Raw genomic sequence first — 23,932 nt, forward strand, 5'->3', positions numbered from 1 at the left:
TATCTCCTACTTAAAATTTATTTAAAAAAGCTTTTTTCACTTCACGAATTTGTCTTCCTAACAAATATGCAGCCCTAGTAAATCCATCGCCTCCATTAATTTGTGATAAAGAATCTTCATCAAGAGAGATAAATTGTTCCATTTTTTTCATACTCATAAAATCTCCTAAACCTTTATATTTGATTAACTATAGAAAAGAATATACTACTCAAATTAAAAAATATATGAAATAAAATTGAGTCTATTAAATGTCCTTTTTTCCTATATAAATAAAATGAACTTAACGCAAAAACAAAATATAAAACTACAGTTATTAGATTAACACTACCATGTAAAATGGCAAATAATAAACAACTTACAATAATATTCATTATTTCACTTTTAAAGCAGTTAGCTATAATGCCTCTAAAAAATATCTCTTCTGTTATAGGACCAATAATAATAGCCATGAGCATAGAAGCCAAATTCAATTTGAAGTCACTAATTCTTGACAATTGAATATTTGGAATTTGACTAACTGTCACATAAAAAATAATTTCATTAATAACGACTAATAGTAAAATTCTTATCCAATCACTTCTGCTAGGCAAATTTAATCTTGTAAAGTACGGTTTTACTATTACAAAAAACCATAAAAATAAAATTATTATAGAAACAATACTAAAAAAGATATTAAAATCGAAGTGCGCCAAGAAACTAACAATTGTGTTAATAGCAATAAGATTAATAACTAAAGATATATTATGATATTTAATTTTATTTGTGCTTAGATTTCCAACCATCGTATAAACCAGATACAAGATTATACACTGGGTCTACCAATGAAATCCACCCTATTTTTCCACCAGAAATATCTGACAACTGTTCGTCAGTTAAAATTACATATTCACGATTCTCTTTCATCAATTTATCCTTTCTCACAATTAACTTCTTAACATACGTCCAAGATTATTAGCTAGATTAGAAAGGCTGGCATGACTACCATACCAATATCCAAAATCATAAAAGAAACTTTTCCCGCCTTCCACAGTAGAAAGTGCTTCATCTGTCATTACATCAAATTGTTCCAAATTTTTCATGTTTTCTTCTCCATTTTCCTTTTTATTTTGTCGTTGCAACTGACAATTCTTAGTTTAGCATAGAATTTTATTTGTGAATGTAAATGTCGTAAATGGTTAAAATTCAATCGCGAACGGTAAAATCGATGTAAGCAAATGACCTTTTACGACGAAAAAACGACCGTTTATGACTTGGGGTGTTACAAGCTAGTTTTTTGTGGCATAATATTTTTTGACTCTGTTTTAGAAGGAATGGTTTTATGAGGAGATACAAATACGTTAGTCAGATTGATATGCGAGATTGTGGGGTAGCTGCTTTGGCATCAGTTGCTAAACACTACGGCTCACATTTTTCGCTTGCTCACTTGAGGGAACTGGCTAAGACGAATAAAGAAGGAACAACTGCTCTTGGAATCGTCGAGGCAGCTAAAAAGATTGGCTTTGAGACACGCGCTGTAAAAGCTGATATGGCACTTTTTGAGATGGATGATATCCCGTATCCTTGCATTGTCCATGTGAATAAGCAAGGAAAACTGCAACACTATTATGTCATCTATAAGGCTAAAAAAGATTATCTAATCATCGGTGATCCTGATCCAAGTGTCGGGGTCACTAAACTGTCTAAGGAACATTTTGCAAAAGAATGGACAGGGGTAGCTATTTTCTTAGCACCAGCTCCAACTTATAAGCCGCATAAAGATAAGAAAAATGGCTTAACAAGCTTTTTACCAATTATCTTTAAACAAAAGGCCTTATTGACTTATATCATTCTTGCTAGTTTGCTAGTGACTTTGATTAATATTGTCGGCTCTTATTATCTTCAAGGAATCTTGGACGACTATATTCCCAATCAACTCCAATCCACCCTTGGAATTGTCTCAATCGGCTTGGTCGTGACTTACATCATGCAACAGATTATGAGTTTTTCGCAACAGTATTTACTCGTCGTTCTAAGCCAACGATTAACTATTGATGTGATTTTGTCTTACGTTCGTCATATTTTTGAATTGCCCATGTCCTTTTTTGCGACAAGACGAACTGGGGAAGTAATTTCACGCTTTACCGACGCCAACTCTATCATCGATGCCCTTGCTTCAACAATCTTATCGCTTTTTCTCGATGTGAGTATCCTTTTCATCGTTGGCAGTGTTTTGATTCTGCAGAATGCTAAATTATTCTTTCTCACTCTAGTTGCTCTTCCAATCTATGCCATTATCATCTTTGCTTTTATGAAGCCGTTTGAGCGTATGAACCATGACGTCATGCAAGCAAATTCCATGGTCAGCTCTGCTATTATTGAAGATATCAACGGAATTGAAACCATCAAGTCACTCACTAGTGAAGAAACTCGCTATCGCAATATCGATAGTGAATTTGTTGGTTATTTAGACAAAAGTTTCACTCTTAGTAAATATGAAGCAATCCAAACGTCATTAAAACAGGGAGCACAGCTGATTTTAAACGTCGCTATTCTTTGGTACGGTTCACATCTAGTTATGACAGGGAAAATTTCTGTTGGGCAGTTGATTACCTACAACACTCTCTTATCTTACTTCACAAATCCGATGGAAAATATTATTAATTTACAGACTAAGTTGCAGTCAGCTAAAGTTGCCAATAATCGACTTAACGAAGTCTATCTCGTCTCTTCTGAATTTGACAATAAAGAAGTCTTTAACAACAAAGACTTTCTCAAAGGTGACCTTGTCTTTGATGATGTTTCTTATAAATACAGCTTTGGACGTGATACGCTAAGCCATATTAATCTCTCTATTACAGAAGGTGAAAAAGTTAGCCTAGTCGGCGTTAGCGGCTCAGGTAAAACCACCCTTGCAAAAATGATGGTTAATTTTTACAGCCCAAACCAAGGAAACATCACCCTAGGTGGTTATGATTATAAAACCATTGATAAAAAAATCCTTCGACAACATATCAACTATTTGCCTCAGCAATCTTATGTCTTCTCAGGAAGCATTTTAGAAAATCTAACCTTGGGAGCTTCTGACAATATCACACAGGAAGATATTATCAAAGCTTGTGAAATTGCAGAAATTCGATCAGATATCGAAACGATGCCGATGGCTTATCACACTGAACTTTCAGACGGAGCTGGTTTATCAGGTGGTCAGAAACAGCGCCTTGCTATTGCCAGAGCACTTCTGACTAAGTCACCCGTCTTAATCCTAGATGAGGCAACAAGCGGTCTTGATGTGCTGACCGAAAAACGTGTTATCCACAATTTGTTAGCTCTAAAAGACAAAACCATTATCTTTGTTGCTCACCGCTTAAGCATTGCCAAGCAAACTGACCGTGTCATCGTCCTAGATAAAGGACAAATTATCGAACAAGGTCATCACGAGCAACTCATGCAAAATCCTGGCTTTTACGCTCAGCTATTTCAAGAATAAGGAGGAATCATGAACCCTAAGTTATTTCAATCGGCTGAATTCTACCACAGACGTTACCATAATTTTGCGACACTCTTGGTTCTTCCAATGACAGCTTTCGTGCTTTTTTTATTGCTATTTTCTCTCATTGGAAAGAAAGAAATCACTGTCACTTCTGTTGGTAGCCTTCGTCCTACAAAAATTATCGATGTCGTGCAATCTACTAGCAATAACACTGTTCTTGTTAATCACTTGAGCGAAAACAAAACGGTTAAAAAAGGAGATTTGCTTATCCAGTACTCGGATAAATTAGAAGAAAGTCAAATTAAAGCTATTCAGACCCAAATCGAGCGAGATGAGCGTCAGCAAAATGCCCTAAACACACTAAAAGATAGCCTCAATCAGAATAAAAATCTTTTTTCAGGTGATGATGAATTTGGCTGTGCTGCAACTATCGATCGTTTTCTTAGCCAAAGTAAAACCATTACGGCTCAAGTTTCTCAGGCTAATGATTCGGTTGCCAAACAAGAAGCAGGGGTCAATCGAGCTAACGCTGCGGTTAACAAACAAATCAGTGAACTTCAAACACAAGCTAGCCAATACATAGAAGTCAAAGATGCCATTCAAAACAATCAAACAAGTGTTTCTGGTGGTAATCCGTACACAGCTACTCTTAACAGCTATTTAAGCCAGCTCCAAGCTCTTCCTACCGATGCCGCTACCAGCAGCAAAGAAAGCCTTAAAAATCAGTTTATAGCTGACCTCCAAGGCCAAATTGATAGCATTAATTCTTCTATTTCAAGCTTGCAAACCCAAGCTGCTTCAAATTACTCAACTGGCAGTTACGATACCAGTGCAGCTAGCCAAATTGAAAGTCTGCGCCAGCAAGAACTGACCCAAGCTGAAACACAGCTAGCTCAAGTAACTCAGGAAAAAGAAAGCTTACAAGCGCAGCTTGATCAAACAAGCCTGTCAAAATCTGATACTATCCTAAAAGCTAAAGAAAATGGGATTTTACATGTTTCTGATGAGTTTGAAGGGAAAACTCTTCTCCCTCAAGGAAGCCAAATTGCAGAAATTTATCCTGATATTGTTAAAACCAAAAAAGTTGCCATTTCATACTACGTTGATTCAACTCATGTTAGCCAACTGAAAAAAGGACAGTGTGTGCGTCTAACTCTTGAAAAGATTAGCAATCACGCCATCGTTGTTAGCGGAAAAATTAGTAAAATTGCCAGCTCTGCTACCCAAACCAAAGGTGGAAATTTCTTTAAAGTCACAGCAACTGCAGAGGTTACTGAAAAAGACAGCTCTAAGCTAAAATACGGCTTACAGGGAAAAACCATTAGTATTATCGGAAAAAAATCCTTCTTTAACTACTACAAAGACAAACTCTTAAAAGATTTTCAATAAGAATAACCAGCCAAATTGGCTGGTTTTATTTTTTTCTTGGTTTGAACACTTTAACCAAAACTAAGACTAAATAAAGAAGATAAATTCCTATATAGACAAGTTTTTCCGATAAATCGTTAGATTCTAGTATAAAATTTTTTATCCAAATCACTGAAACAGCACTTACTGCTACTAGCCAGCCAAATTTTGGCTGCGAGTTTTTCATAAAATCCTCCCATTGTCCTTAATTTTCTTTTTTAAGTGTAAAAAGAAAAGGGAAGTAAGCATCCTAACTTACTTTCCTCTAATATCATCTTGAAAACGATGAATTTTCAAAGATAGGTTTCTCCCATAATATCTCGCAAGTGCCTAAGATTCCCTTTTTACATTGCAACAACACTTCTTAGTAACACTGCGACTAAAGTCCTTATGTCATTTAAATCTCCTGGAAATGACGTGTCATGTGACTGACATATTTAATTGTAGCAGAAATTTTGCGAAATGACCGTCTATGTCGTAAACGGTCGTTTTTTCGTCGTAAACGGTAATTTTTTCATGATTTTTACTACCTTTCAAAGAAAATAAATGTAATCAGATGCCAGCTAAGATAAATATTCCACGCCATGTGAACAAGAATTGATGGATAGATTGACCGTGTTTTTCTAAAAAGAATTGCTAAAATGAAACCAAGAAAAGCATAATTTTTAAATACCTCTAAACTCAAACCATAAGAACATAGGTGAGCTACTGAGAACATCACAGCAGATAGTAAGCAATCTAAGTAAAATTTTGATTTCTCAAAAAAGCTAGTCATCAAAACACCACGATAAACTAACTCTTCTAGGATTGGTCCGATAATAAAGGGTTGTAATGCGACCAAAAACGCCAATGGGGAATCACGGAAAAATAATAAATCATTTTTTATATCTCCACCAACAAATAAAAGATTACTGAAGTAAGCGTATATCACCCCAAAAGCAAGCAAAGTTACTAAATAATCTAAAGGTTTTAGTGGTCTTATTTGAAATATTTCTGGTCTTCTTCGTCTTAGGTATATCACCAGTACAATAATAAATAGGATGGTAAAAATATTAAGAAGAGGGTAATGATATTCCGTTAATGGTAAATCAAATCGCTCTAAAATAGTAAACATTACAAACTTTAATCCAAATAGATGATAATAGATAAAAAATATTGCCAATAGTTTTGGAGCAAGTAAGTTCTTTACTTTTTCTATCATAAATACTCCTTTTTAGAAATCAAATTTTATATTTAATTTAGTAAAGCCAAAATAATTCTTGGAAGATAATTTACCAAAGCATGCAGTAATATTGGATAATAAATTGATTTTGTCCACCTAAAAGTCACACCTAAAGAAAGTCCCGCAGGAATATATTGAACAAAATCTAACCACGACCACGCTGACCAGATAACATGGATAGACGCAAAACAAACAGTAGATACTAAAATATCTAGGTAGTAACGTGAATTATTAAAATAAGTTGTCATCAAAATACCGCGATAAAATAGTTCTTCATTTATAAGAGTAATCACGCCTCCCCACAAAAGCTTCACAAGTAGACTACTCTCTGATGCACCTAACCTGCTATTATTCAGTAATTGCTGGTTCATTGGCAACGGCAAATAATAAGCAAGAACAACAGAAAGAACAATGTTTCCCAAAGACAATAAAATAATTATCCCAATATAATGATACTTGAAACTCACTTTAAAAAACTTTTTCCCCTCTTGCTTAAGCAAATAGGACACCATCAACAAAAATACAAAAGTAAAATAACTGCACAAAAAAATCAGTTTGTGAAAATCATCGGTAGCATATTTTATAAATACTTGTCTTAATAATCCTGGCAAAAGGTAAAAAAAGATAACATAAAAAATAAGAGGAAAAGCCAATAATAAAACTCGCTTTTCTCTATAATCATCTAAAAGATGATTTAACACACAATCATTCCCCCATTAACGCCACTTGCGATTGAGCACCAATCAGCTTTTGTCCACCAAGGTTGATCAGGGGTGAATTTTCCCCCGCCTCCAGCAAAGACTTGATTTCCGCCCTCAACACACGCAAGCTCTTCAGCTGTCATTAGGGCAAATTGTTCAATCGTTTTTTTGTTCATTTTAATGTCTCCTAAATTGTTTTTGTCATCGCGATTGATAAGTTTTGTTTTATCAGAATTTTCGCACAACAACCGTCTATGTCGTAAACAGTTGTTTTTTCATCGTAAACGGTAAAGTTTTCAATAATCCTTACCGTTTGCGACTGAATATTAACCGTTTATGACCTGAGCGTTCACAGCTATACATTTTATGGCATAATAAAAGCGGTATTGGTAACTGAAATTTTTAGGAGATTAACAATGAGTTTGATTATATTTTATAAATTAGTGATGTCACAGCCTTGGCATGACTTTTCAACAGTAGTGACAAGTTTAACTCATCATCTATTTTAAGCATAAAAAAAGCAACTCTTTCGAGTTGTTTTTTTATTATAAACCGACTTCTTTCAATGCGTCAGCTAATTTTGCAAAGTCTGCAATTGATAAAGCTTCACCACGAATTGATGGTTTGATTTCTGCCATTTCAAGAGCTTTTTCAAGTTTAGCTTTAGTTTCTTCTGCTTTCCCGAAGTGACTTGTCAAGTTGTTCCAAAGGGTTTTACGACGGTGAACAAAACTGATTTTAGCAATGCGGAAGAAAAAATCTTCGTCTTTAACTTGAACAAGTGGTTGTTCACGGCGCGTCATTTTCAAAATTGCTGAATCAACATTAGGCGCTGGCACAAAGACTGTACGTGGCACGATGAAAGCAACTTTTGCTGTCATGTAGTATTGCACCGCAATTGAAAGTGAACCGTAAGCTTTGGTATTTGGTTCTGCTGAGATACGGTCCGCCACTTCTTTTTGCATCATCACGACAAATTCTGCAAATGGAATTTTTGATTCAATCAAGTGCATCAAGATTGGTGTTGTGATGTAGTAAGGAAGGTTTGCTACGACCTTGATTGGAAGGTCTGGGTTAGCAAATTCTTTGATACGGCTTTGAAGGTCTGATTTCAAGATATCTTCATTGATGACTTTGACATTGTCAAAATCGCGAAGCGTATCAGCCAAAATCGGAATCAAACGGTCGTCAATTTCAAACGCCATAACTTCAGCAGCATTTTCAGCTAAAAATTCTGTCAAAGCACCAATACCAGGACCGATTTCGATAACGTTGACGTTTTTGTCAATTTCAGCAGTATCCACAATTTTTTGTAGAATGTTAGTATCTGTCAAAAAGTTCTGTCCAAATGATTTTTTAAAGGTAAATCCATGACGCTCAAGGACAGCACGCGTCACACTGTAATCAGCAATTCTCATAATTTATTTAACTACCTTATCCACAAGTTATCCCCAGAATAAGGTTTTGTCATTCCTTTCGTTTCTGTCAATGCAAGTTACTATTGTATCACATCTGGCTTAAACGTGAAACACTTCTGAGCTTTCGCATGGTAGCTGTGATGTGTAATTGTTTTTCTAAATAATTGGTATTCAGTCGTTTTTTCTTGGCTTCTCTTGGTAAATAGAGATAGAGGCATTCACTTCCTGCTCGCAAGAGCTCATCACCAAAGTCAGTTTCTAACAGGTCAGCTAACTTATCCTGCGAAAACTGGTCATTTGTAAAAACAAGGTGAACACGTGAAACGTCATAGCTTTCATCAAAGGGACTTTCAGCAAGAGCCGTCGTAAACTGGACTTGCGTTTTGAGGATAACCGATAAATCCGCACCGATTTTTGCCTGAATCGTGTCATGAATCAATGCACAAATGTCATCGTCAGACAAGGTTGTCTCAAAAACGATATTGCCACTTTGAATATATGTCTTAACATTTTCAAGACCTGCTTCTGTTAAAATCTCAACAAGATAAGTCATTTTAGGAATCCGATTTTGACCAACTGGTGTGACACCTCGCAAGAGTGCGACTTTTTTCATTCTTCGTATTTCTCCATTGCTTCTTCTACTTCGGCTAGAGTAATGCCGAAAAGTTCTAAGCGTTTAAGAAGTTGTTTGCCATTGCTATAGCCGATGCGGAGTTCTTCGCCAAGGTATTCACGACGTTTACGGCTGTCGCCACCCATCAAAAGTCCTAAGCGCATCAAATCAGCTCTTGTGATGTCGAATTGATTGTCATCATCAAAGTTTCCTAAAACACCTTTGAGCGCTTTTTGCAAGTCTTCGAAGTTTGCGTGTTCTACTCCAAGCGAGCGACCTTTGCTTTTTGATTTTGGAACGGCTTCGCCACGATTTAAAAAGGCATGTTTGACGTTTGGAATAGCATTCATGATGATTTTACGAATGCGTTCGCCATTGTAATCAGGGTCAGTAAAGACGATAACACCACGAAGATTATTTAATTTTTCGATGCGTTCAAGGTCGTCATCGTTGATAGCTGAGCCGCGTGTTTCATAGGTATCAACATCATAAAAACGACGTAGATTTGCAGTGTCATCTTTTCCTTCGACAACAAGCACTTCTTGAATTTTAATTTTTTCAGTCACAGTCAAATAACCTCTTTGCATTGTCTGATGTTGCTTTTGCCACTTCTTCGCTTGTTAATCCACGAAGTTCAGCAATTTTATCTACAACATAGCGAGTATAAGCGGTGCGGTTTTCACGACCACGTTTTGGAACTGGGGCAAGATAAGGCGCATCCGTTTCAACTAGAATCTTATCAAGCGGTAATTTTTGCGCAGCTTCTTGAACATCAAGAGCTTTTTTAAAGGTCACAACACCTGAAAATGAAATCATCATGCCTAGCTCGATAAAACGCTCTGCCATTTCCAAAGAACCTGAAAATGAGTGAATAATACCACCGCGTGGCCCTACACCGACTTCTTTAATCACTTTGTAAGTATCTTCCATAGCGTCGCGTGTGTGGACAATAAATGGCAAATTGTGGTCTTTTGAAAGTTGAATCTGGCGTTTAAAAACTTCGATTTGAACCTCTTTAGGGTCTTCCATCCAGTAGTAATCAAGGCCAATCTCACCTAGACCAATCACTTTTGGGTGTGAGAGATTTGAGACAATCATGTCCTCGATTTCTTGATTATAAGAACCTGCTTCTGTCGGGTGCCAACCAATTGTGGCATAAATTTCTGGGTATTCTTCAGCTAACTCAATAGCGCGTTTAATAGTTGGTGCATCAAATCCAACAACATTATGTCGAGTGACGCCCATTTCTTTTGCAAGTGCCAATTCTTCTGCTTCACGCCCAGCAAAATCATCAGCATTCAAATGCGTGTGTGTATCAAATATTTCCATGGTTTTATTATAACACAGACCGCAAGAGACACCAAAGCAAGTGCCAGGAAAATCAGGGAAAGTTAGATATATTATTCAACAAAAATATTCTTATGCAATCGTTTGCTTTGTGACGATAATTCTTTATAATAAAGGTATATTCAACAAAAGAGGAAATTTGGGTTATGCTATCTTACTTGTGGAAATTAAAAAAAGAAAATCTCATTTTACTTATTGTTATTGTGTTTTGGGTTGCAACTAATGTTATGAGTTCACTGTCTTTAACATGGATGCTTGATGCCTTAATAAAAAGCAATTGGAACCAATTTATTTTTTGGTCTTGCATTGATGTTCTTTGTTGGGCTGGCTACAGTCTCCTACAAATTTGGAAAGATAGTCTGAAAGAAAAACTCTGCCAAAAAGAAGTGAATTTCATACGAGATGATTTACTAAATTCCTTAATTGTTAACACTTATTCTGGCAATAACCATCACACCAAATCTGAATACAACTCATGGTTGATTAATGATATGAATCTTTTAAAAGATAATGGATTCAAACAATTTTATGATGCTATTGAAAGTATTGTAACAGTCGCTTTAAATGCTTTTGCCATTATCTATTTCCACTGGTTATTACTCATCGTCAGTATTATAATGACAACCTTCGTTTATTTTATTCCTAAAGTTTTTGAGGGAAAAATCGCTCTAAGAACCGAAGAAGTATCCAATACCTCTAATCAAGCATTAAATAGAACAAGTGACTACCTAGAGGGCTTTGAAATCTTCTATCACAATAATCAAACCGACTTTTTTAAAAATCGTATTTTAACTGATTTTAGTAAACTTATCAAATCTAAAGTCACGCTAACTAGAGAATCAAGTAGCGCTAATTCCCTTTCCATGATGTCAAGTATTATCGCACAAGTTATAATCTTCATTGCAACAGGTTATTTAGTTATCAAGGGTGAAATCACTACGGGGGTTATCTTTTCAATTGCTAATCTAACTAGCTGCCTATTTAATTACACTAGAGGAGCTGCATACAATATCGTCACATATAAAGCAACTACTAAACTAATTGATAAATACCCTAAAACAATTTCAACCAAAAGAACTATTAGTCTAACAGATTTTAACCAAAACATCACTTGTCATCGGTTAAGTCTCCGTTTCGATAATGGAAAACAAATTACCTTTCCCGACTTTACAATTTCAAAAGGCGAAAAAGTTGCCCTTATTGGCAGCTCAGGTGCAGGGAAGTCAACACTCATTCGTATTTTAACTGGAGAATTAACAGATTATGACGGTGACATTTATTTAGATAGCCATAACTATCAAGAAATATCACTAGAAAGTTTACAAAATATTTTTGCTTTAATTCCGCAGAAAGCTCATCTTTTTAAAGATACATTACGTACTAACCTCACGCTTGGTCGTTCTGTGGATAAGAATTTTTTTAAAGAGGTTTTAACTTTTGCACATGTGGATAAGTTTATCGGCAAAGACTTAGATACTACTTTCCAAGATGATTTATCTGGAGGTCAAGCTGCCAGAATTGCTATTGCTAGAGAATTACTCGGTAATAAGCCAATTGTCATTATGGACGAAGCGGTATCTAATCTTGATAAGCTAACTGCTATTGATATTGAAAGAAAGCTACTACAAACAAACGAACTCACTGTCATCATGATTACTCACCACTTATACGATGAAAATAGAGCTTTATTTGACCAAATTATAAAACTCTGAACGTTCTTAATTACCTCCTTTTTATCATTCGTTTTTTGTGCAATAAAAATACTATTTTACTTATATTCAAAAATAAGATACAATAATATCCTAACGTTATTTAAAACATTGTGTCTTAACATTCGTAAAAAGGAGAAGTAATGTCTACCAACAATCGTTATGTCATCGCAAGTTGTGGAGTTATCTTGCATTTAATGCTAGGCTCTACCTACGCTTGGAGTGTTTATCGTAATCCTATTATTGCTGAGACTGGCTGGAATCAATCAGCGATTGCCTTTGCTTTTTCGCTTGCCATTTTCTGTCTTGGCATGTCTGCTGCATTTATGGGGCAAGTTGTGGAAAAATTTGGACCTCGTGTTACTGGTACCATTTCTGCAATCTTATACGCTTCTGGAAACGTCCTGACAGGCTTTGCTATTGCCCAGCATAGTATCTTTCTGCTTTATCTTGGTTATGGTGTCCTTGGCGGTATCGGGCTGGGTACGGGCTATGTCACACCCGTATCAATGATTATCAAGTGGTTTCCTGATAAACGAGGGCTGGCAACTGGGCTAGCTATCATGGGATTTGGCTTTGCCTCTCTTTTAACCAGTCCAATTGCACATTTTTTAATCACCAAATATGATGTTATCAACACCTTTTACCTGTTAGGGGGAGCTTATTTTCTGGTCATGCTTATCGTCTCACAGTTTCTCAAATTTCCATCCTACAGTGAACAGGATACTGACGACAGTCATAAGCAATTAAGTCAAGGTATTGGAGCTAAAAAAGCCTTAAAAACAGTAGAATTTTACCTGCTCTGGCTAATTCTCTTCATCAACATTTCTTGTGGGCTTGCCTTAATCTCTGTTGTCTCACCTATGGCACAAGATGTAGCTGGCATGACTGCCAACCAAGCTGCCATTATCGTTGGGCTTATGGGAATTTTCAATGGCTTTGGAAGATTGCTCTGGGCTAGCTTGTCAGACTATATCGGTCGTCCGCTGACCTTCCTTATTTTATTTGTTGTTAATATACTCATGACTGTATCGCTCATGTTCCTTCACGCGCCAGCATTGTTCACCATTGCCATGGCTGTGCTCATGACTTGCTACGGAGCTGGCTTCTCACTCATTCCACCATATCTTAGCGATATTTTCGGTGCTAAGGAGTTGGCAACCATGCACGGCTATATTTTAACAGCTTGGGGAATGGCTGCGCTAGCAGGTCCAATGCTGCTTGCTGTCACATACTCAGCAACCAAATCATACACAAGTACTCTTATTGTCTTTATCCTACTCTACCTACTTGCACTAGCTATTACACTTTGGCTAAAATCACAAAAAGAAAATAAATATTTATCATAAAAATAACCCCCTAGCCTGTGGTGAGCAAGCTAGGGGGTTCTGTGTAATAATATTGTCTATTTTTTCAGAGTAAACACAAATTTTAAAGGGTATTCAATACATTTTAAGGAGTAAAGTGTTGAATTAATGTAAAAATTGGATTAGGATTCCTCCAAGGATGAGGACGATTGCACCGCCAAGTCGGTTTGCCATTTGGGCAAAGGCAATCATTTCCATGCGATCTGCCGCAGAAAGCACAGCGATGTTACCAGTACCACCCATTGAATTGTTAATCATACCAGCTCCGATAGCTGTCTCAACTGGATACATGCCAAGCACTTGACCTAAAATCCAGCTAGCAAGTCCCATTGATACCACTGATGTTAAGCTGATAAGGACAAATTGCCATGTCATGGCTTGTGCAAGTGATGACAAGTCAATCATAGCAAGTCCGATACCTGCAAGAACGGCATGTGTCAAATTCACCATAACAACACGGTTAAACATGACAACTGCTTCTTCTAACTCTTTAGGCACGATATCAAGAGCTTTTAGAATAAAGACAATGATAATCATAAAGGCATAGCTATGCACTTTTGGTACAAGGACATTTAAAATGACACCAACAAGGAAAAGGGCAAAAGCAAGCATCATTCCGACACCAACCTTAGTTGGGTCAAGTGGTGCAGTTGATTTTTTCAAATCATCTTTATCCACAGGGATAAGCACACCGTGTCCGTTGAATTTTGTTTTAGCAAAGCCACGCGCAATCACGATAGCTCCAATAATGGCAAAAATGTTACCAAGTGTTGTAGCTGGAGCTAATTGTGACAAGACGTTTGAGGCATCTGTGTGAAGTCCTGCTGCGTAGATTTTTGATAAAGGAACAATCCCTGCTCCCATACCACCTGCCATTTGCGCAAAGGAGATATACATGACAGAATGTCCAAAGCCCTGACCAAGAAGAGCTCCGACAGCACCTGTTGCAAAGAATCCGACAACCATTGATAAAAGAGCAACAGGAATGAACTTAGCAGAGGCTTTCACCAAAAGTTTACGATTCATTCCCAAAATTGAACCGCAGATAAGGGCAGCGATGTAAAAATCTAGAAAGCCCCAATCACTCATAAAAGTCGATGTTGCTTCAACAACAGATTTTGGCACGAGACCTGTTGCGGCAAGCACCGCTGCTAAAAGAAGAGTAAATACTGAGCCACCACCAAGGTAAGTATTCCAAAACGGCAATCTCTCACCAAGGAAATAAAAGAGGTGACCTAAAACAACTAACATAAAGGTAATTCCCACCATGTTCAGTGGTAATTTTCCCATAGCAATAACAACAGCTAAAATGATAACCAGAGCCGTATAAAGCGGTAGAGAAAGACCTGCAATTTTAATATCTTTTAATTTTTTCATACGAATGGTTATCCTCCTAAATTAATATTTTGGATACCATTTAAGGTCGCGAACAGCTTTAGCCATATCTTTTTCTTCAGCTTGAGCCAAACCTTGTTCTTGAGCTTTTTTAGCAACTGCTTCTGCAACTTTGATAGAAACTTCAGCAACGTATTGGAATGGTGGAAGAACAGGTGCACCTGGTTGACCTGGATCTACAAGACCGCTAAGTGAGTGAGCAGCCGCACCAATCATTTCGTCTGTAAGAAGTGAAGCTTCAGATGCCAACATACCAAGACCAAGACCTGGGTAGATTAAAGCGTTGTTAGCTTGTCCGATTTGGTAATCAACACCTTTGTAGCTTACTGTACCTGAAGGCACACCAGTAGCAACGAAGGCTTTACCGTCTGACCATTCGATAACTTGCTCAGCAGTTGCTTCTAATTTCTTAGTTGGGTTTGAAATTGGGAAGATAACTGGGCGTTCAGTGTTTTCACACATTGCTTCAACAACTTCTTTAGTGAAGGCACCAGCATCAGTTGATGTACCAACCAAGATTGTTGGTTTAACTGTTTTAATAACGTTAAGAAGGCTAGTCATATCACCGCAATCAGCGAAGTCTTCACGTTTTTTAGCAAATGGTTTTTGAGCAGGTGTCAAATCTTCCATGTCATCAAAAAGAAGACCTTGTTTGTCAATCATGAAGAAGTGTTTGTAAGCTTCTTCTGGAGTCAAACCTTCTGAAACCATTTCAGCGTGAACGCGGTCAGCAATACCAGCACCAGCAGAACCACCACCGTAGCATAGGTAAACTTGGTCAGTTAGTTTTTCACCAGTGATGTCCATAGCACCGAAGATACCACCAAGAACTACGATACCAGTACCTTGGATGTCATCGTTAAATGTTGGAATTTCTTTTTTGTATTTGTTAAGAATGTTCGCAGCATTTGAACGACCGAAATCTTCCCAGTGAAGGTACAATTTAGGGAACATGTTTTCAGCTGTTTGAACAAATTTGTCGATAAATTCGTAGTATTGATCACCAGTTACACGTTCGTGGCGGTTACCAAGATACATTGGGTTTTCCAAAAGTTCTTTACGGTTTGTACCAGCGTCGATAACAAGTGGCATAACTGAAGCAGGGTCGATACCAGCAGCTGCAGTGTAGATCATCAATTTACCAACAGAGATGTCAACACCTTGAACACCCCAGTCACCGATACCAAGGATACCTTCAGCATCTGTTACAACGATCAAACGGATGTCGCGGTCACCAGCAGCATTGCGCAAAGTTTCTTCAATGTTTTCTGGGTGGTTAATATCAAGGTATGCAGCGTATTGTGGGTCAACGTACAATTCACTGTATTCTTCGATTGTTTCAGCGATAACTGGATCGTACACAATTGGGTTAAATTCAACGATGTGTTGGTTGAATAGGTAGTAGAAAAGTGTACGGTTAGTGTTGAAGATTTCCATCAAGAAATGACGTTTTTCAAGATTTGATGGTTTACGCAAGAAGTGTTGGTAAGCTTGTTCAGCTTGTTCTTCAATTGTTTGAACGTAAGGTGGCAAAATTCCTAGCAAGCCAAGTTCTTTACGTTCTTCCATAGTAAAGGCAGTCCCTTTATTTAAAAACGGGTTATTTAAAATTTCATGTCCACGCATGACTTTTCCTCCTAATAGGCTATTTAAATATGTAGAAAGATCTTATGCGGGTCATTATAAACTGCTAAGCTTCTTATAGTCAAACCCAGCAGTTTTAATAAAAATTATTTATAAGTAGAATCAAAAAGTTTATGGTAAAATAAGTCAAGGAGGTAGGCATGAATTTACGTGATTTAGAATATTTTTACCAGTTAGCCAAATCAAAATCCTACACTGGGACAGCGCAGCATTTCAAAGTCAGCCAGCCAACAATTTCTTACGCTATCAAGCGTTTGGAAAAGGAATTGGACTGTGACTTAGTCATCAAAGATCCTTCGCACCGTACTGCTGAATTAACCTTACAAGGTGATATTTTCCAAAGTCACGTGGAGGATGTCTTGCTACAAATCAAAACGGCAGTTAACGAGGTCCATCAATCACTAAATCCTATGATGACCGTAGGTTTTCCGCCGATTATCTGCAACTATATTTTGACTGAATTGCTGGAGCAAAATGAAAATCTCGAGCCCTTCTCTCAAGTTAAAGCTATCCGTGGTGGCTCACGAAGCCTCATGATGAAACTTCTCGACGGGCAAATTGACTTTAGTCTGCTAGGTTCGCTAATGCCTTTAAAAAATGATCAGCTAGTCATTCGTCAGCTCTTTACCAAAGATTTTTATGTTGTTCTTTCTAAAAATCACCCACTGGCAAATAAAAAAAAGTTGTCATTCCAAGAAATTCTCTTTGAAAAATTTATTCTGCTGGATGAACACAATATTCATCTAACAGCCTTTAATCAGTTAAATCATCGCTATCACGACAAAGCATCTGTCCTCTTCAAAATCGATGATGTATCAGTCATTAAACAAATGGTCGCTGAAAATATGGGCATCTCACTTCTGTCTGACATTGCTCTAACTAGCGATTCTGATCAACTGGTCAAAATCCCTTTAGTCAAAGAAGATAGCATTACATTTTACGTCAGCTACGCCCACTCAAAACACGCTGTCTTGTCAGAAGAAACTAAAAAATTGATTGACTTGATTGAAAAAGTATCGTAAAAAAAAGCAAAAAATCAACCCGAATTTGGGTTGATTTTTTTCATGTTGAATTTTTAATAGAATGAATCGGGCTCTTTAGTGTATTTAGCCCATTTTTTGCTTAGAAATTGGTCGTTGATTTGGTAGTTTGGCTTGCTTTGTTTTTTGTTCAAGAATGGGTTAACAGCTTTGTCCATTGCGACCCAGCCATTCCAGCCCATGTGGATGGTATCTTGCATAAAGTAAGCTTTATCACCGTCTCTTGAGAAATCTGCAATATTTTTAAAACCTTGGCTTTGCAATTGATATTTAATCTTGGCAACAGCTTTTTGGTACATGTCTTCGTTAAGTCCAGTATAATCAGACCACTTGCTATTAACTGGTGGAATAATAAAAAGAACATTAGTATTATTTTCGGCAAATTGATTCAATACCAACTGCAAATCGTTGTATTCTGGAGATTTTAAGTAGTTAAATTTACGTTGAGAATTTTTTAAATCTTTCAATCTCGGTTTGATACGAATATCATAAAAACCGTTGTCGATTCCAAAGGTATTACCACTACTTGCTTTTTTACCATCAGCTGTTGCCAATTTCCCTAGATGTTGATATGAAAAGGCATCTGGTAACTTTTTAGCTTGAGAGACAACCTTGCCATCATAATGGTCGATAAGAGAAACACGACTGAAAAAGGCATCTTCTTTCTGGTAAACGACACTTTGAGTTTTGAGTTTTCGTTTATCAGCTGTCGATAATTTTTTGCCATCAGCTACTTTTTCCATCATTTCCTTGTGAGAAGAATCTGGATAGAGTTTCAAGAAACGTCTAGCAGCGTAGCGGTCATAAGCTGTCCCCTTTTGATTTTGCAAGAAATCAATGGCTTGTCCACTGCTAAAATAAGTTTGAAACGCGGCAGCATTGGCACCCTTAGCCGTAAACCACTGAGGAGAAATGAAATAAACGGCTTGTTTATTTTTCAACTCATTATCGATTTGTTGGATGCCATAAAAATGCGTCAATGAGGCAGAACCTCTTTGCCCAAGCAAATACGGCGTGTAAGAACGATTGTAAGCCTCAGCAATGACCGAAGGGTGCATTTTATCAAAGCGCAGCCACTCACTTGAACCAAAGAAAGGAACAAAACGATGATTTGGATCCGTTAAAGCACGAACCTTTTTATATTTGCTCTTAAAACCTGTTTTGCTTAAGGAAACAGCATCTTTCTTTTCAACTTCTAGGGAGTGAGATTTATTGGAAACAGAGACACTGCCAAGGATAATGAATACAAGTAACAGAGCACAAATAACTGGTCCTAGAATTTGCCAAAGGCGTTTAAGCATTGCGAAGTTCCTCTATTCCAGCAATGATTTTATTAGCAGTATTCCAATCATCACGTCCAAATTCTGAAATTGGAATATCAATATCAAAATGACTTTCCAATTCAACGATTAATTCGACAGTTCCCATGCTATCAAGCACACCCGCATCGAACAAATCTTCATCCATCATATCTGAAACATCTTCCATAAAAAGATCATCAATAATTGCTAATACATCTGATTTAATATCCATTTGCTAAACTCCTTTACAATAATGAATTGTTATTATTTTACAGGTGGTTGTGGGAACCATAATTGATCCAAGAAACCTGAAAATAGTAAGAATGATAACATCACAACATTAAATGTGATGAAAATACCAAGACCTTGTGTCCATTTGTTGTCAGGCAAAGGTGAGAGTCCTTGTTTTTTGCGCTCACGATTGATTTTTTTCTTCTTACGAACCCAAGCATCATTAATCACAAGACCCACACCATGAAATAGTCCATAAGCGATATAGTACCACGTTAAGCCATGCCAAAATCCCATGATTAACATGTTAATAATATAAGCGACGCTTGATGTGACATTGCGATTTTTAAAGACTTTGTGCTTAACCAAGACCTTAACCAAACGCATGAAAACAAAATCACGGAACCAGAAAGACAAACTCATGTGCCAACGATTCCAAAATTCTTTCAAATCGCGTGATTTAAAAGGCTGATTAAAGTTAACTGGGCTTTTAATCCCCATAAGATTTGAAATAGCTAGCGCAAACATGCTATAACCCGCAAAGTCAAAGAATAAATCAAAACCATAGGTGTACATAACACCTAGCGTAGCAATGTTAAAGACTCCGCCCATTTCCAGGGCTTCTTCTTTTAGTGGCGCCATAAGCAGTGTTCCAAAAATGTAAGCTAGAATAAACTTGTAAAGAAATCCAAGCATCAAGTAGCGAACACTTTCTTCAAGCATATCAAGCAGTTCATCTTTGTCAGGAATATTTTTATAATCCTCATCAAAGCGATTGAAGCGATCAATTGGTCCACTTGAAAAAGTTGGCATAAAGAGAAGGAAACGCAAAAATTGCCATAAACTAAACTCTTTTAAGACACCATCTCGCATTTCCATAATTGTGCCAACCGCACGGAAAGTCAGGTAAGAAATCCCTAAAAAGCCAAAGAGTGATTGATGGTTATCAATGGTCATCAAAGGGGTAATCTTAGTCCACGCTAGTGGAAAAACAGCTAAGAAAACCCATAGGTAAAATACCCACTTATTATTATAATTTTTCCGATAAGTCTTGTAAGAAAAGACCAGAAAAATTTGCCAAACCACGTAAGCTAAAAGAGAAACAATCTGATAAAGATTTTTCCCTGTCAGCATCAAAATAATGAAAGCTAAGCTAACCAAAGCTTCATAAACAGGAAATCGTTTTTTGAAAAATAATCCAATAAAAATAGGTAAAACTGCCACAATCAGGTAAAGAAAATATTGCGGATTTCCGTAAGCTTCTAAGTGCGGCAATTGATGGAGAAACTCAATCATCGACTATTTACCTCGTTCATCAAGCCTTTGATATCGATTTTACCATTTGGTGTAAGCGGCAAGCTGTCACGGTAAAGGAATTTTGAAGGCATCATATAATCCATCATGATATCTTTCAAGTCTTCCTTAATCGCTTTGGTGATGTCCAATTGACGCTCAAATTGTTCTGCGACACCTTCTTTTAGCACCACATAAGCTAGGAGATTTTGTACCTTGTGGTCTTTGTTGTAACGCGGAACAGCGACAGCTGACTTGATGTATTCTGATTTGTTAAGATTTTGTGAAACTTCCTCAAGCTCGATACGGTAACCGTTGAATTTGATTTGGAAGTCCATGCGTCCGCCGTAAAGAAGCATGCCTTGGTCAGTCATCACACCCAAATCTCCAGTGTGATAAGCTGGCAAGCCTTCAAATTCAAAGAAAGCAGCTTGTGTGCGTTCAGGATTATTGAGATACCCTTTTGAAACAGCAGGACCAGAGACAATGATTTCACCTTGCTCGCCATTTGGCAAAGCTTTGCCATTTTCATCAATAACAAAAGTTGGTGAATCTTCTTTAGTATATCCAATCGGCAGACGTTTACATGTTTCCAACATCTCATCTGTGATAGCTACCGCAGAAAGGGCAACGGTAGCTTCTGTCGGACCATAAGCATTAACAATGCGTGCTTTCGGGAAACGGCTACGCAATTTTTGTGCTGTTTTTACTGTTAACTCTTCCCCATCGAAATAAAAATGCGTCAAATGTGGCAATGTTTCTTGATTAAAGTCATTTGACAACATAGCCATATCAGCAAATGATGGTGTTGATGTCCAAACCCCAATCGGCAATTCATTAATGGTTGTGAAGAGTCGCTTGAAGTCAGTTGTTAATTCTTTTGGAAGTGCAAAAAGTGTCCCTCCAAGGGCTAGCGTTGGTGCCCAATACATAACTGACAAATCAAACGAATAAGGCGGCTGCGCCAACATTTGTGGTCGTTCTGGCACTGAAAATTCTTTGTCAGAAATCATCCAATTAGTGAAACTTAGGAGATTGTCGTGTGAGATTTGCACCCCTTTTGGTTTTCCTGTTGTCCCAGACGTAAAGATAATATAATAATTGTCATCGCCTTTAACAGAGTGAGTCAATTGATAGTCCGTTTTTTGAGCGAAAATCGTCTGTAATTGGTCAAGCTTAATCATTGGAATATTCGTTATTTCCAAAGGAAAATCACCTACAGCAATAATCAAACTTGGCTCTGCCACTTCTAAAATCGCTTCAATGCGTTCAAGAGCTGAATGTTGGTCAACAGGAATATAAGCATGTCCAGATTTTGTTAATGCCACAAAAGTAGCCAACATGTCATACTCTTGTCCTCCAAAAACAAGAACGGGAGATTTTTCTTCCAGCTTCAAAAAATCAATATAAGCAGCAAGGGAATCCGAATTTTCCTTTAAATCGCGATAAGTGTGAACATCTCCTAAGACATTATAGACAGGGAAATCTCCTTGTGTCTGAGCAAAATGCTCAATTCTCTCAATCATATCGTGTAACATGAACCGTTTACCTTTCTAAAACTCATTGTAGATGAAATTACCTTGACCACGACCAAGATAACTGAAAAAATAAATTAAAACCATAAAAATCACAAAATAAAACAAGGTTTTTAATACAAATCGAGTGGTATCTTTCATTTAAGCTCCTTATTTAAGTGGTAGTTGTACTTCAAATGTTAACTGGCTATCGGCTTGACTGACAGTGATACTGCCTTTATGTTTTTCTACAATAGCTTTGGCAATCGACAAACCTAAACCAAAACTTGAGCTGCTATTGCGGGAATCTTCTGCTTGATAGAAACGTTCAAAAAGATTTTTCAAAACCTCATCTGGATAGACCAGACTAGGATTTGACACTCGTAAAAGTGCTGTTTTCTTTTCTTGCAACAACTCTACGGTAATCTTTCCCTTGTCCAAAGAATGCTTAATAGCATTATCCAAAAGGATGGTAACCAACTGCTTCAACTGAGATTCTTGACCAAGAATTTCAATATTTTCAGCGATTTGATCTTCGATTAATTTGCCCTCTTCATAGGCTAGACTTTCATAACTTAGAATCATTTCTTGGCAGATACTTGATAAATCGACTTTTTCAAAATGTGCTCTACCATCTTTGTCATCAAGCTTAGACAAGCCAAGCAACTCTTGAATCAAATGTTCCATGCGCTTTGTTTCTGAAAGAATATGATTCAAATAACGATTAGGAGCAATTTGATTTTGCAATACTTGAGCATTGGCACGGATAGAGGCTATCGGTGTCTTCAACTCATGACTAGCATCTGAAACAAATTGTTTTTCGCGATCAATTGCAGCTTGTGCTGGTTGAACGATAAAACGTGATAGGTAGATACTAACTCCCGTAAGCAAAAGAAGACCAAAAATAACATAAACAGTAACCAGAAAAACTTGAGCATAAGAAGCTGAATAGCTTGAAAAATCAATAAAGACAAGTTGCCAAGTTCCATCTTTCTTTTCCTTCAAAGAATAGATGTAATCATGCCATTTCCAACTCTTTTTCCCTCTGTTTAACAAATCTTTGCTGACTTCTTTAACCTCTTTATTGGTTAAAAAAGTGTTGTTAACTTGAATATCTGGTTTGTCATTTTCATCAATGGTGACAAAAGCAATGGCTTCGTCAGTATTTTCTTTGACATAACCATTAGCAGCCACCAATTTAACAATCCGATAAGTATCATACTCATCCCAATATTTGTCATAACGTTCACTAATGACCAATAACACCAAAACCATGGCGGTTAACATGGACATCGTAATCAAGACAAATTTTAGCCGAAGATTCTTCATGATGAGCCTTCTTTCTCTCCATCTTCTAGTGAGTAACCAACGCCTTTGGTCGTTTTAATAACAGCACTGGCTGCCAAGAAACGAAGTTTCTTACGCAAAAAGGAGATAAAGACTTCCAGTTGATTATAATCGGATTCATCTAAAGGTCCCCAGACCTTCAAAATTAATTGGTTTTTAGGGATAATCTTCTTGGAATTTCGCAAGAAAGTTTCCATCAGCAGAAATTCTTTATTAGACAACTTAACTTCGCGCTCTGCCACGCTTAACTCTCTCGTGTCCAGATTCAAAATCAAGTTGCCAAACTTGAGATGATTCACTTGCATAATAGACGATTGACGTGTCCGCAAACGAATCCGTGCCAATAATTCTTCTGCCTCAAATGGCTTAGTCATGTAGTCATCAGCACCCAAATCAAGTCCCAAAACACGGTCTTCTAATTGAGATTTGGCTGTCAAAAAAATGATAGGAACTTCCATTCCCATTTGACGAACGCGCTTCAAAACACTGACACCATCAAGTTTTGGCAACATAATATCCAAAAGAACCAAATCATAAAGTCCCGTTAATATATAATCCAGTGCAGACTCACCATCAAAAACCAAATCCACTTCATAACGGTGATTTTCAAGAATGGCTTGAATCGCTTCTGCAATTCCTTTCTCATCCTCGACCACTAAAATTCTCAACTGGCTCTCCTCCCTTTTTACTCAAAATCTAGTATAAAACGCCAAAATTGAATTAACCTTGAAATTTTCTTAATTTTTAAGATTGCCTGTTTAAAAAATATCCTAACACTGACTTATACCAAACCATTATAAGTAAGTCTCTCCCAGAAAGTCCGTGTAAACTGATGAAAATCTATGGCAAAAATGTGGCAATTTCTTTAATTCTAGTTTATACCCAATTTTAAAAAATGTCCTTACAGAGCTGTA

The 23,932-nt window shown here is 37.1% G+C and carries 26 protein-coding genes; 5 read left to right on the forward strand and 21 right to left on the reverse strand.

From position 1 onward, the window contains the following. Positions 1-10: 10 nt before the first annotated feature. Genes GPZ88_RS03345 through GPZ88_RS03360 form a run of 4 tightly spaced genes read right to left on the reverse strand, consistent with a single transcriptional unit; the run spans position 11 to position 1,079 of the window. Positions 11-151 carry a bacteriocin class II family protein gene (locus tag GPZ88_RS03345; RefSeq protein ID WP_159428314.1) on the reverse strand — a complete coding sequence of 47 codons (141 nt, stop codon included), beginning with the start codon at positions 149-151 and terminating at the stop codon, positions 11-13. A 22-nt stretch (positions 152-173) separates the two neighbouring features. Continuing rightward, positions 174-782 (reverse strand): CPBP family intramembrane glutamic endopeptidase, encoded by a 609-nt coding sequence (locus GPZ88_RS03350; protein WP_074626895.1) that lies wholly within the window; start codon positions 780-782, stop codon positions 174-176. After that, positions 757-921 carry a lactococcin G-beta/enterocin 1071B family bacteriocin gene (locus GPZ88_RS03355; RefSeq protein WP_159428316.1) on the reverse strand — a complete coding sequence of 55 codons (165 nt, stop codon included), beginning with the start codon at positions 919-921 and terminating at the stop codon, positions 757-759. The genes GPZ88_RS03350 and GPZ88_RS03355 overlap by 26 nt, the downstream gene beginning before the upstream one ends. Before the next feature lie 2 nt (positions 922-923). Then, on the reverse strand, positions 924-1,079 hold the full coding sequence (locus GPZ88_RS03360; protein ID WP_107374736.1) for a bacteriocin class II family protein: 156 nt from the start codon (positions 1,077-1,079) through the stop codon (positions 924-926). A 239-nt stretch (positions 1,080-1,318) separates the two neighbouring features. Between GPZ88_RS03360 and GPZ88_RS03365 the strand changes: the two genes are divergently transcribed. Together GPZ88_RS03365 and GPZ88_RS03370 are read left to right on the forward strand one after the other, a co-directional pair. Then, positions 1,319-3,466: a peptide cleavage/export ABC transporter gene (locus GPZ88_RS03365; protein ID WP_074626896.1), complete on the forward strand. Its 2,148-nt coding sequence runs from the start codon at positions 1,319-1,321 to the stop codon at positions 3,464-3,466. Positions 3,467-3,475: 9 nt separating this feature from the next. Continuing rightward, positions 3,476-4,858, forward strand: coding sequence for a bacteriocin secretion accessory protein (locus GPZ88_RS03370; RefSeq protein ID WP_166043389.1), 1,383 nt, complete (start codon positions 3,476-3,478; stop codon positions 4,856-4,858). A 25-nt stretch (positions 4,859-4,883) separates the two neighbouring features. Here the strand turns inward: GPZ88_RS03370 and GPZ88_RS03375 are convergent, their stop codons facing one another. The 8 genes from GPZ88_RS03375 to GPZ88_RS03410 form a co-directional block, all read right to left on the reverse strand. Beyond that, a complete protein-coding gene (locus GPZ88_RS03375; protein ID WP_166043391.1) occupies positions 4,884-5,063 on the reverse strand; it encodes a hypothetical protein in 180 nt (59 codons plus the stop codon). 339 nt (positions 5,064-5,402) lie between these two features. Further along, the gene (locus GPZ88_RS03380; protein WP_166043393.1) at positions 5,403-6,077 is read right to left on the reverse strand and encodes a CPBP family intramembrane glutamic endopeptidase; all 675 of its coding nucleotides are present in this window, start codon (positions 6,075-6,077) and stop codon (positions 5,403-5,405) included. Positions 6,078-6,109: 32 nt separating this feature from the next. Continuing rightward, positions 6,110-6,799, reverse strand: coding sequence for a CPBP family intramembrane glutamic endopeptidase (locus tag GPZ88_RS03385; RefSeq protein WP_166043395.1), 690 nt, complete (start codon positions 6,797-6,799; stop codon positions 6,110-6,112). Then, positions 6,793-6,975: a ComC/BlpC family leader-containing pheromone/bacteriocin gene (locus GPZ88_RS03390; protein ID WP_166043397.1), complete on the reverse strand. Its 183-nt coding sequence runs from the start codon at positions 6,973-6,975 to the stop codon at positions 6,793-6,795. The genes GPZ88_RS03385 and GPZ88_RS03390 overlap by 7 nt, the downstream gene beginning before the upstream one ends. A gap of 369 nt (positions 6,976-7,344) precedes the next feature. Further along, positions 7,345-8,217 (reverse strand): 16S rRNA (adenine(1518)-N(6)/adenine(1519)-N(6))-dimethyltransferase RsmA, encoded by an 873-nt coding sequence (rsmA, locus tag GPZ88_RS03395; protein ID WP_074564489.1) that lies wholly within the window; start codon positions 8,215-8,217, stop codon positions 7,345-7,347. A gap of 88 nt (positions 8,218-8,305) precedes the next feature. After that, positions 8,306-8,830 (reverse strand): DUF1697 domain-containing protein, encoded by a 525-nt coding sequence (locus tag GPZ88_RS03400; RefSeq protein ID WP_166043399.1) that lies wholly within the window; start codon positions 8,828-8,830, stop codon positions 8,306-8,308. Then, complete coding sequence (gene rnmV / locus GPZ88_RS03405) at positions 8,827-9,396, reverse strand: ribonuclease M5 (protein ID WP_074603284.1); 570 nt, start codon at positions 9,394-9,396, stop codon at positions 8,827-8,829. The genes GPZ88_RS03400 and rnmV overlap by 4 nt, the downstream gene beginning before the upstream one ends. Next, entirely contained in the window at positions 9,389-10,159 is a 771-nt protein-coding gene (locus GPZ88_RS03410; RefSeq protein ID WP_074602974.1) for a TatD family hydrolase, read from the reverse strand. The genes rnmV and GPZ88_RS03410 overlap by 8 nt, the downstream gene beginning before the upstream one ends. A gap of 176 nt (positions 10,160-10,335) precedes the next feature. On the opposite strand from GPZ88_RS03410, the gene GPZ88_RS03415 reads away from it, so the two are divergent. Together GPZ88_RS03415 and GPZ88_RS03420 are read left to right on the forward strand one after the other, a co-directional pair. Then, positions 10,336-11,889 carry an ATP-binding cassette domain-containing protein gene (locus GPZ88_RS03415; RefSeq protein WP_240915109.1) on the forward strand — a complete coding sequence of 518 codons (1,554 nt, stop codon included), beginning with the start codon at positions 10,336-10,338 and terminating at the stop codon, positions 11,887-11,889. Positions 11,890-12,029: 140 nt separating this feature from the next. Then, a complete protein-coding gene (locus GPZ88_RS03420) occupies positions 12,030-13,235 on the forward strand; it encodes an L-lactate MFS transporter (RefSeq protein ID WP_158914547.1) in 1,206 nt (401 codons plus the stop codon). A gap of 123 nt (positions 13,236-13,358) precedes the next feature. Here GPZ88_RS03420 and GPZ88_RS03425 read toward each other — a convergent pair whose 3' ends face one another. Then, complete coding sequence (locus tag GPZ88_RS03425; RefSeq protein WP_166043403.1) at positions 13,359-14,630, reverse strand: 2-hydroxycarboxylate transporter family protein; 1,272 nt, start codon at positions 14,628-14,630, stop codon at positions 13,359-13,361. A 21-nt stretch (positions 14,631-14,651) separates the two neighbouring features. After that, a complete protein-coding gene (locus tag GPZ88_RS03430) occupies positions 14,652-16,274 on the reverse strand; it encodes a malolactic enzyme (protein ID WP_004233312.1) in 1,623 nt (540 codons plus the stop codon). A 158-nt stretch (positions 16,275-16,432) separates the two neighbouring features. On the opposite strand from GPZ88_RS03430, the gene GPZ88_RS03435 reads away from it, so the two are divergent. Further along, positions 16,433-17,314, forward strand: coding sequence for a LysR family transcriptional regulator (locus tag GPZ88_RS03435; RefSeq protein ID WP_166043405.1), 882 nt, complete (start codon positions 16,433-16,435; stop codon positions 17,312-17,314). Positions 17,315-17,367: 53 nt separating this feature from the next. Here GPZ88_RS03435 and dltD read toward each other — a convergent pair whose 3' ends face one another. The 7 genes from dltD to GPZ88_RS03470 are packed head-to-tail and all read right to left on the reverse strand — an operon-like array spanning position 17,368 to position 23,686. Continuing rightward, positions 17,368-18,633: a D-alanyl-lipoteichoic acid biosynthesis protein DltD gene (gene dltD, locus GPZ88_RS03440; protein WP_166043407.1), complete on the reverse strand. Its 1,266-nt coding sequence runs from the start codon at positions 18,631-18,633 to the stop codon at positions 17,368-17,370. After that, positions 18,626-18,865 (reverse strand): D-alanine--poly(phosphoribitol) ligase subunit DltC, encoded by a 240-nt coding sequence (dltC, locus tag GPZ88_RS03445; RefSeq protein ID WP_015695707.1) that lies wholly within the window; start codon positions 18,863-18,865, stop codon positions 18,626-18,628. Before dltC ends, dltD begins: the two co-directional genes overlap by 8 nt. Positions 18,866-18,897: 32 nt before the next feature. Continuing rightward, entirely contained in the window at positions 18,898-20,160 is a 1,263-nt protein-coding gene (gene dltB, locus GPZ88_RS03450) for a D-alanyl-lipoteichoic acid biosynthesis protein DltB (RefSeq protein ID WP_166043409.1), read from the reverse strand. Then, complete coding sequence (gene dltA, locus GPZ88_RS03455; RefSeq protein ID WP_158914551.1) at positions 20,157-21,695, reverse strand: D-alanine--poly(phosphoribitol) ligase subunit DltA; 1,539 nt, start codon at positions 21,693-21,695, stop codon at positions 20,157-20,159. The genes dltB and dltA overlap by 4 nt, the downstream gene beginning before the upstream one ends. A 15-nt stretch (positions 21,696-21,710) precedes the next feature. Then, entirely contained in the window at positions 21,711-21,833 is a 123-nt protein-coding gene (locus tag GPZ88_RS03460) for a teichoic acid D-Ala incorporation-associated protein DltX (protein ID WP_020917506.1), read from the reverse strand. A 9-nt stretch (positions 21,834-21,842) separates the two neighbouring features. Then, positions 21,843-23,003, reverse strand: a complete 1,161-nt coding sequence (locus GPZ88_RS03465) for an ATP-binding protein (protein WP_166044348.1) — start codon at positions 23,001-23,003, stop codon at positions 21,843-21,845. Further along, the gene (locus tag GPZ88_RS03470) at positions 22,997-23,686 is read right to left on the reverse strand and encodes a response regulator transcription factor (protein WP_157629414.1); all 690 of its coding nucleotides are present in this window, start codon (positions 23,684-23,686) and stop codon (positions 22,997-22,999) included. Before GPZ88_RS03470 ends, GPZ88_RS03465 begins: the two co-directional genes overlap by 7 nt. Positions 23,687-23,932 lie beyond the last annotated feature (246 nt).

The sequence above is a fragment of the Streptococcus ruminicola genome (assembly GCF_011387195.1).
GTDB lineage: Bacteria > Bacillota > Bacilli > Lactobacillales > Streptococcaceae > Streptococcus > Streptococcus ruminicola.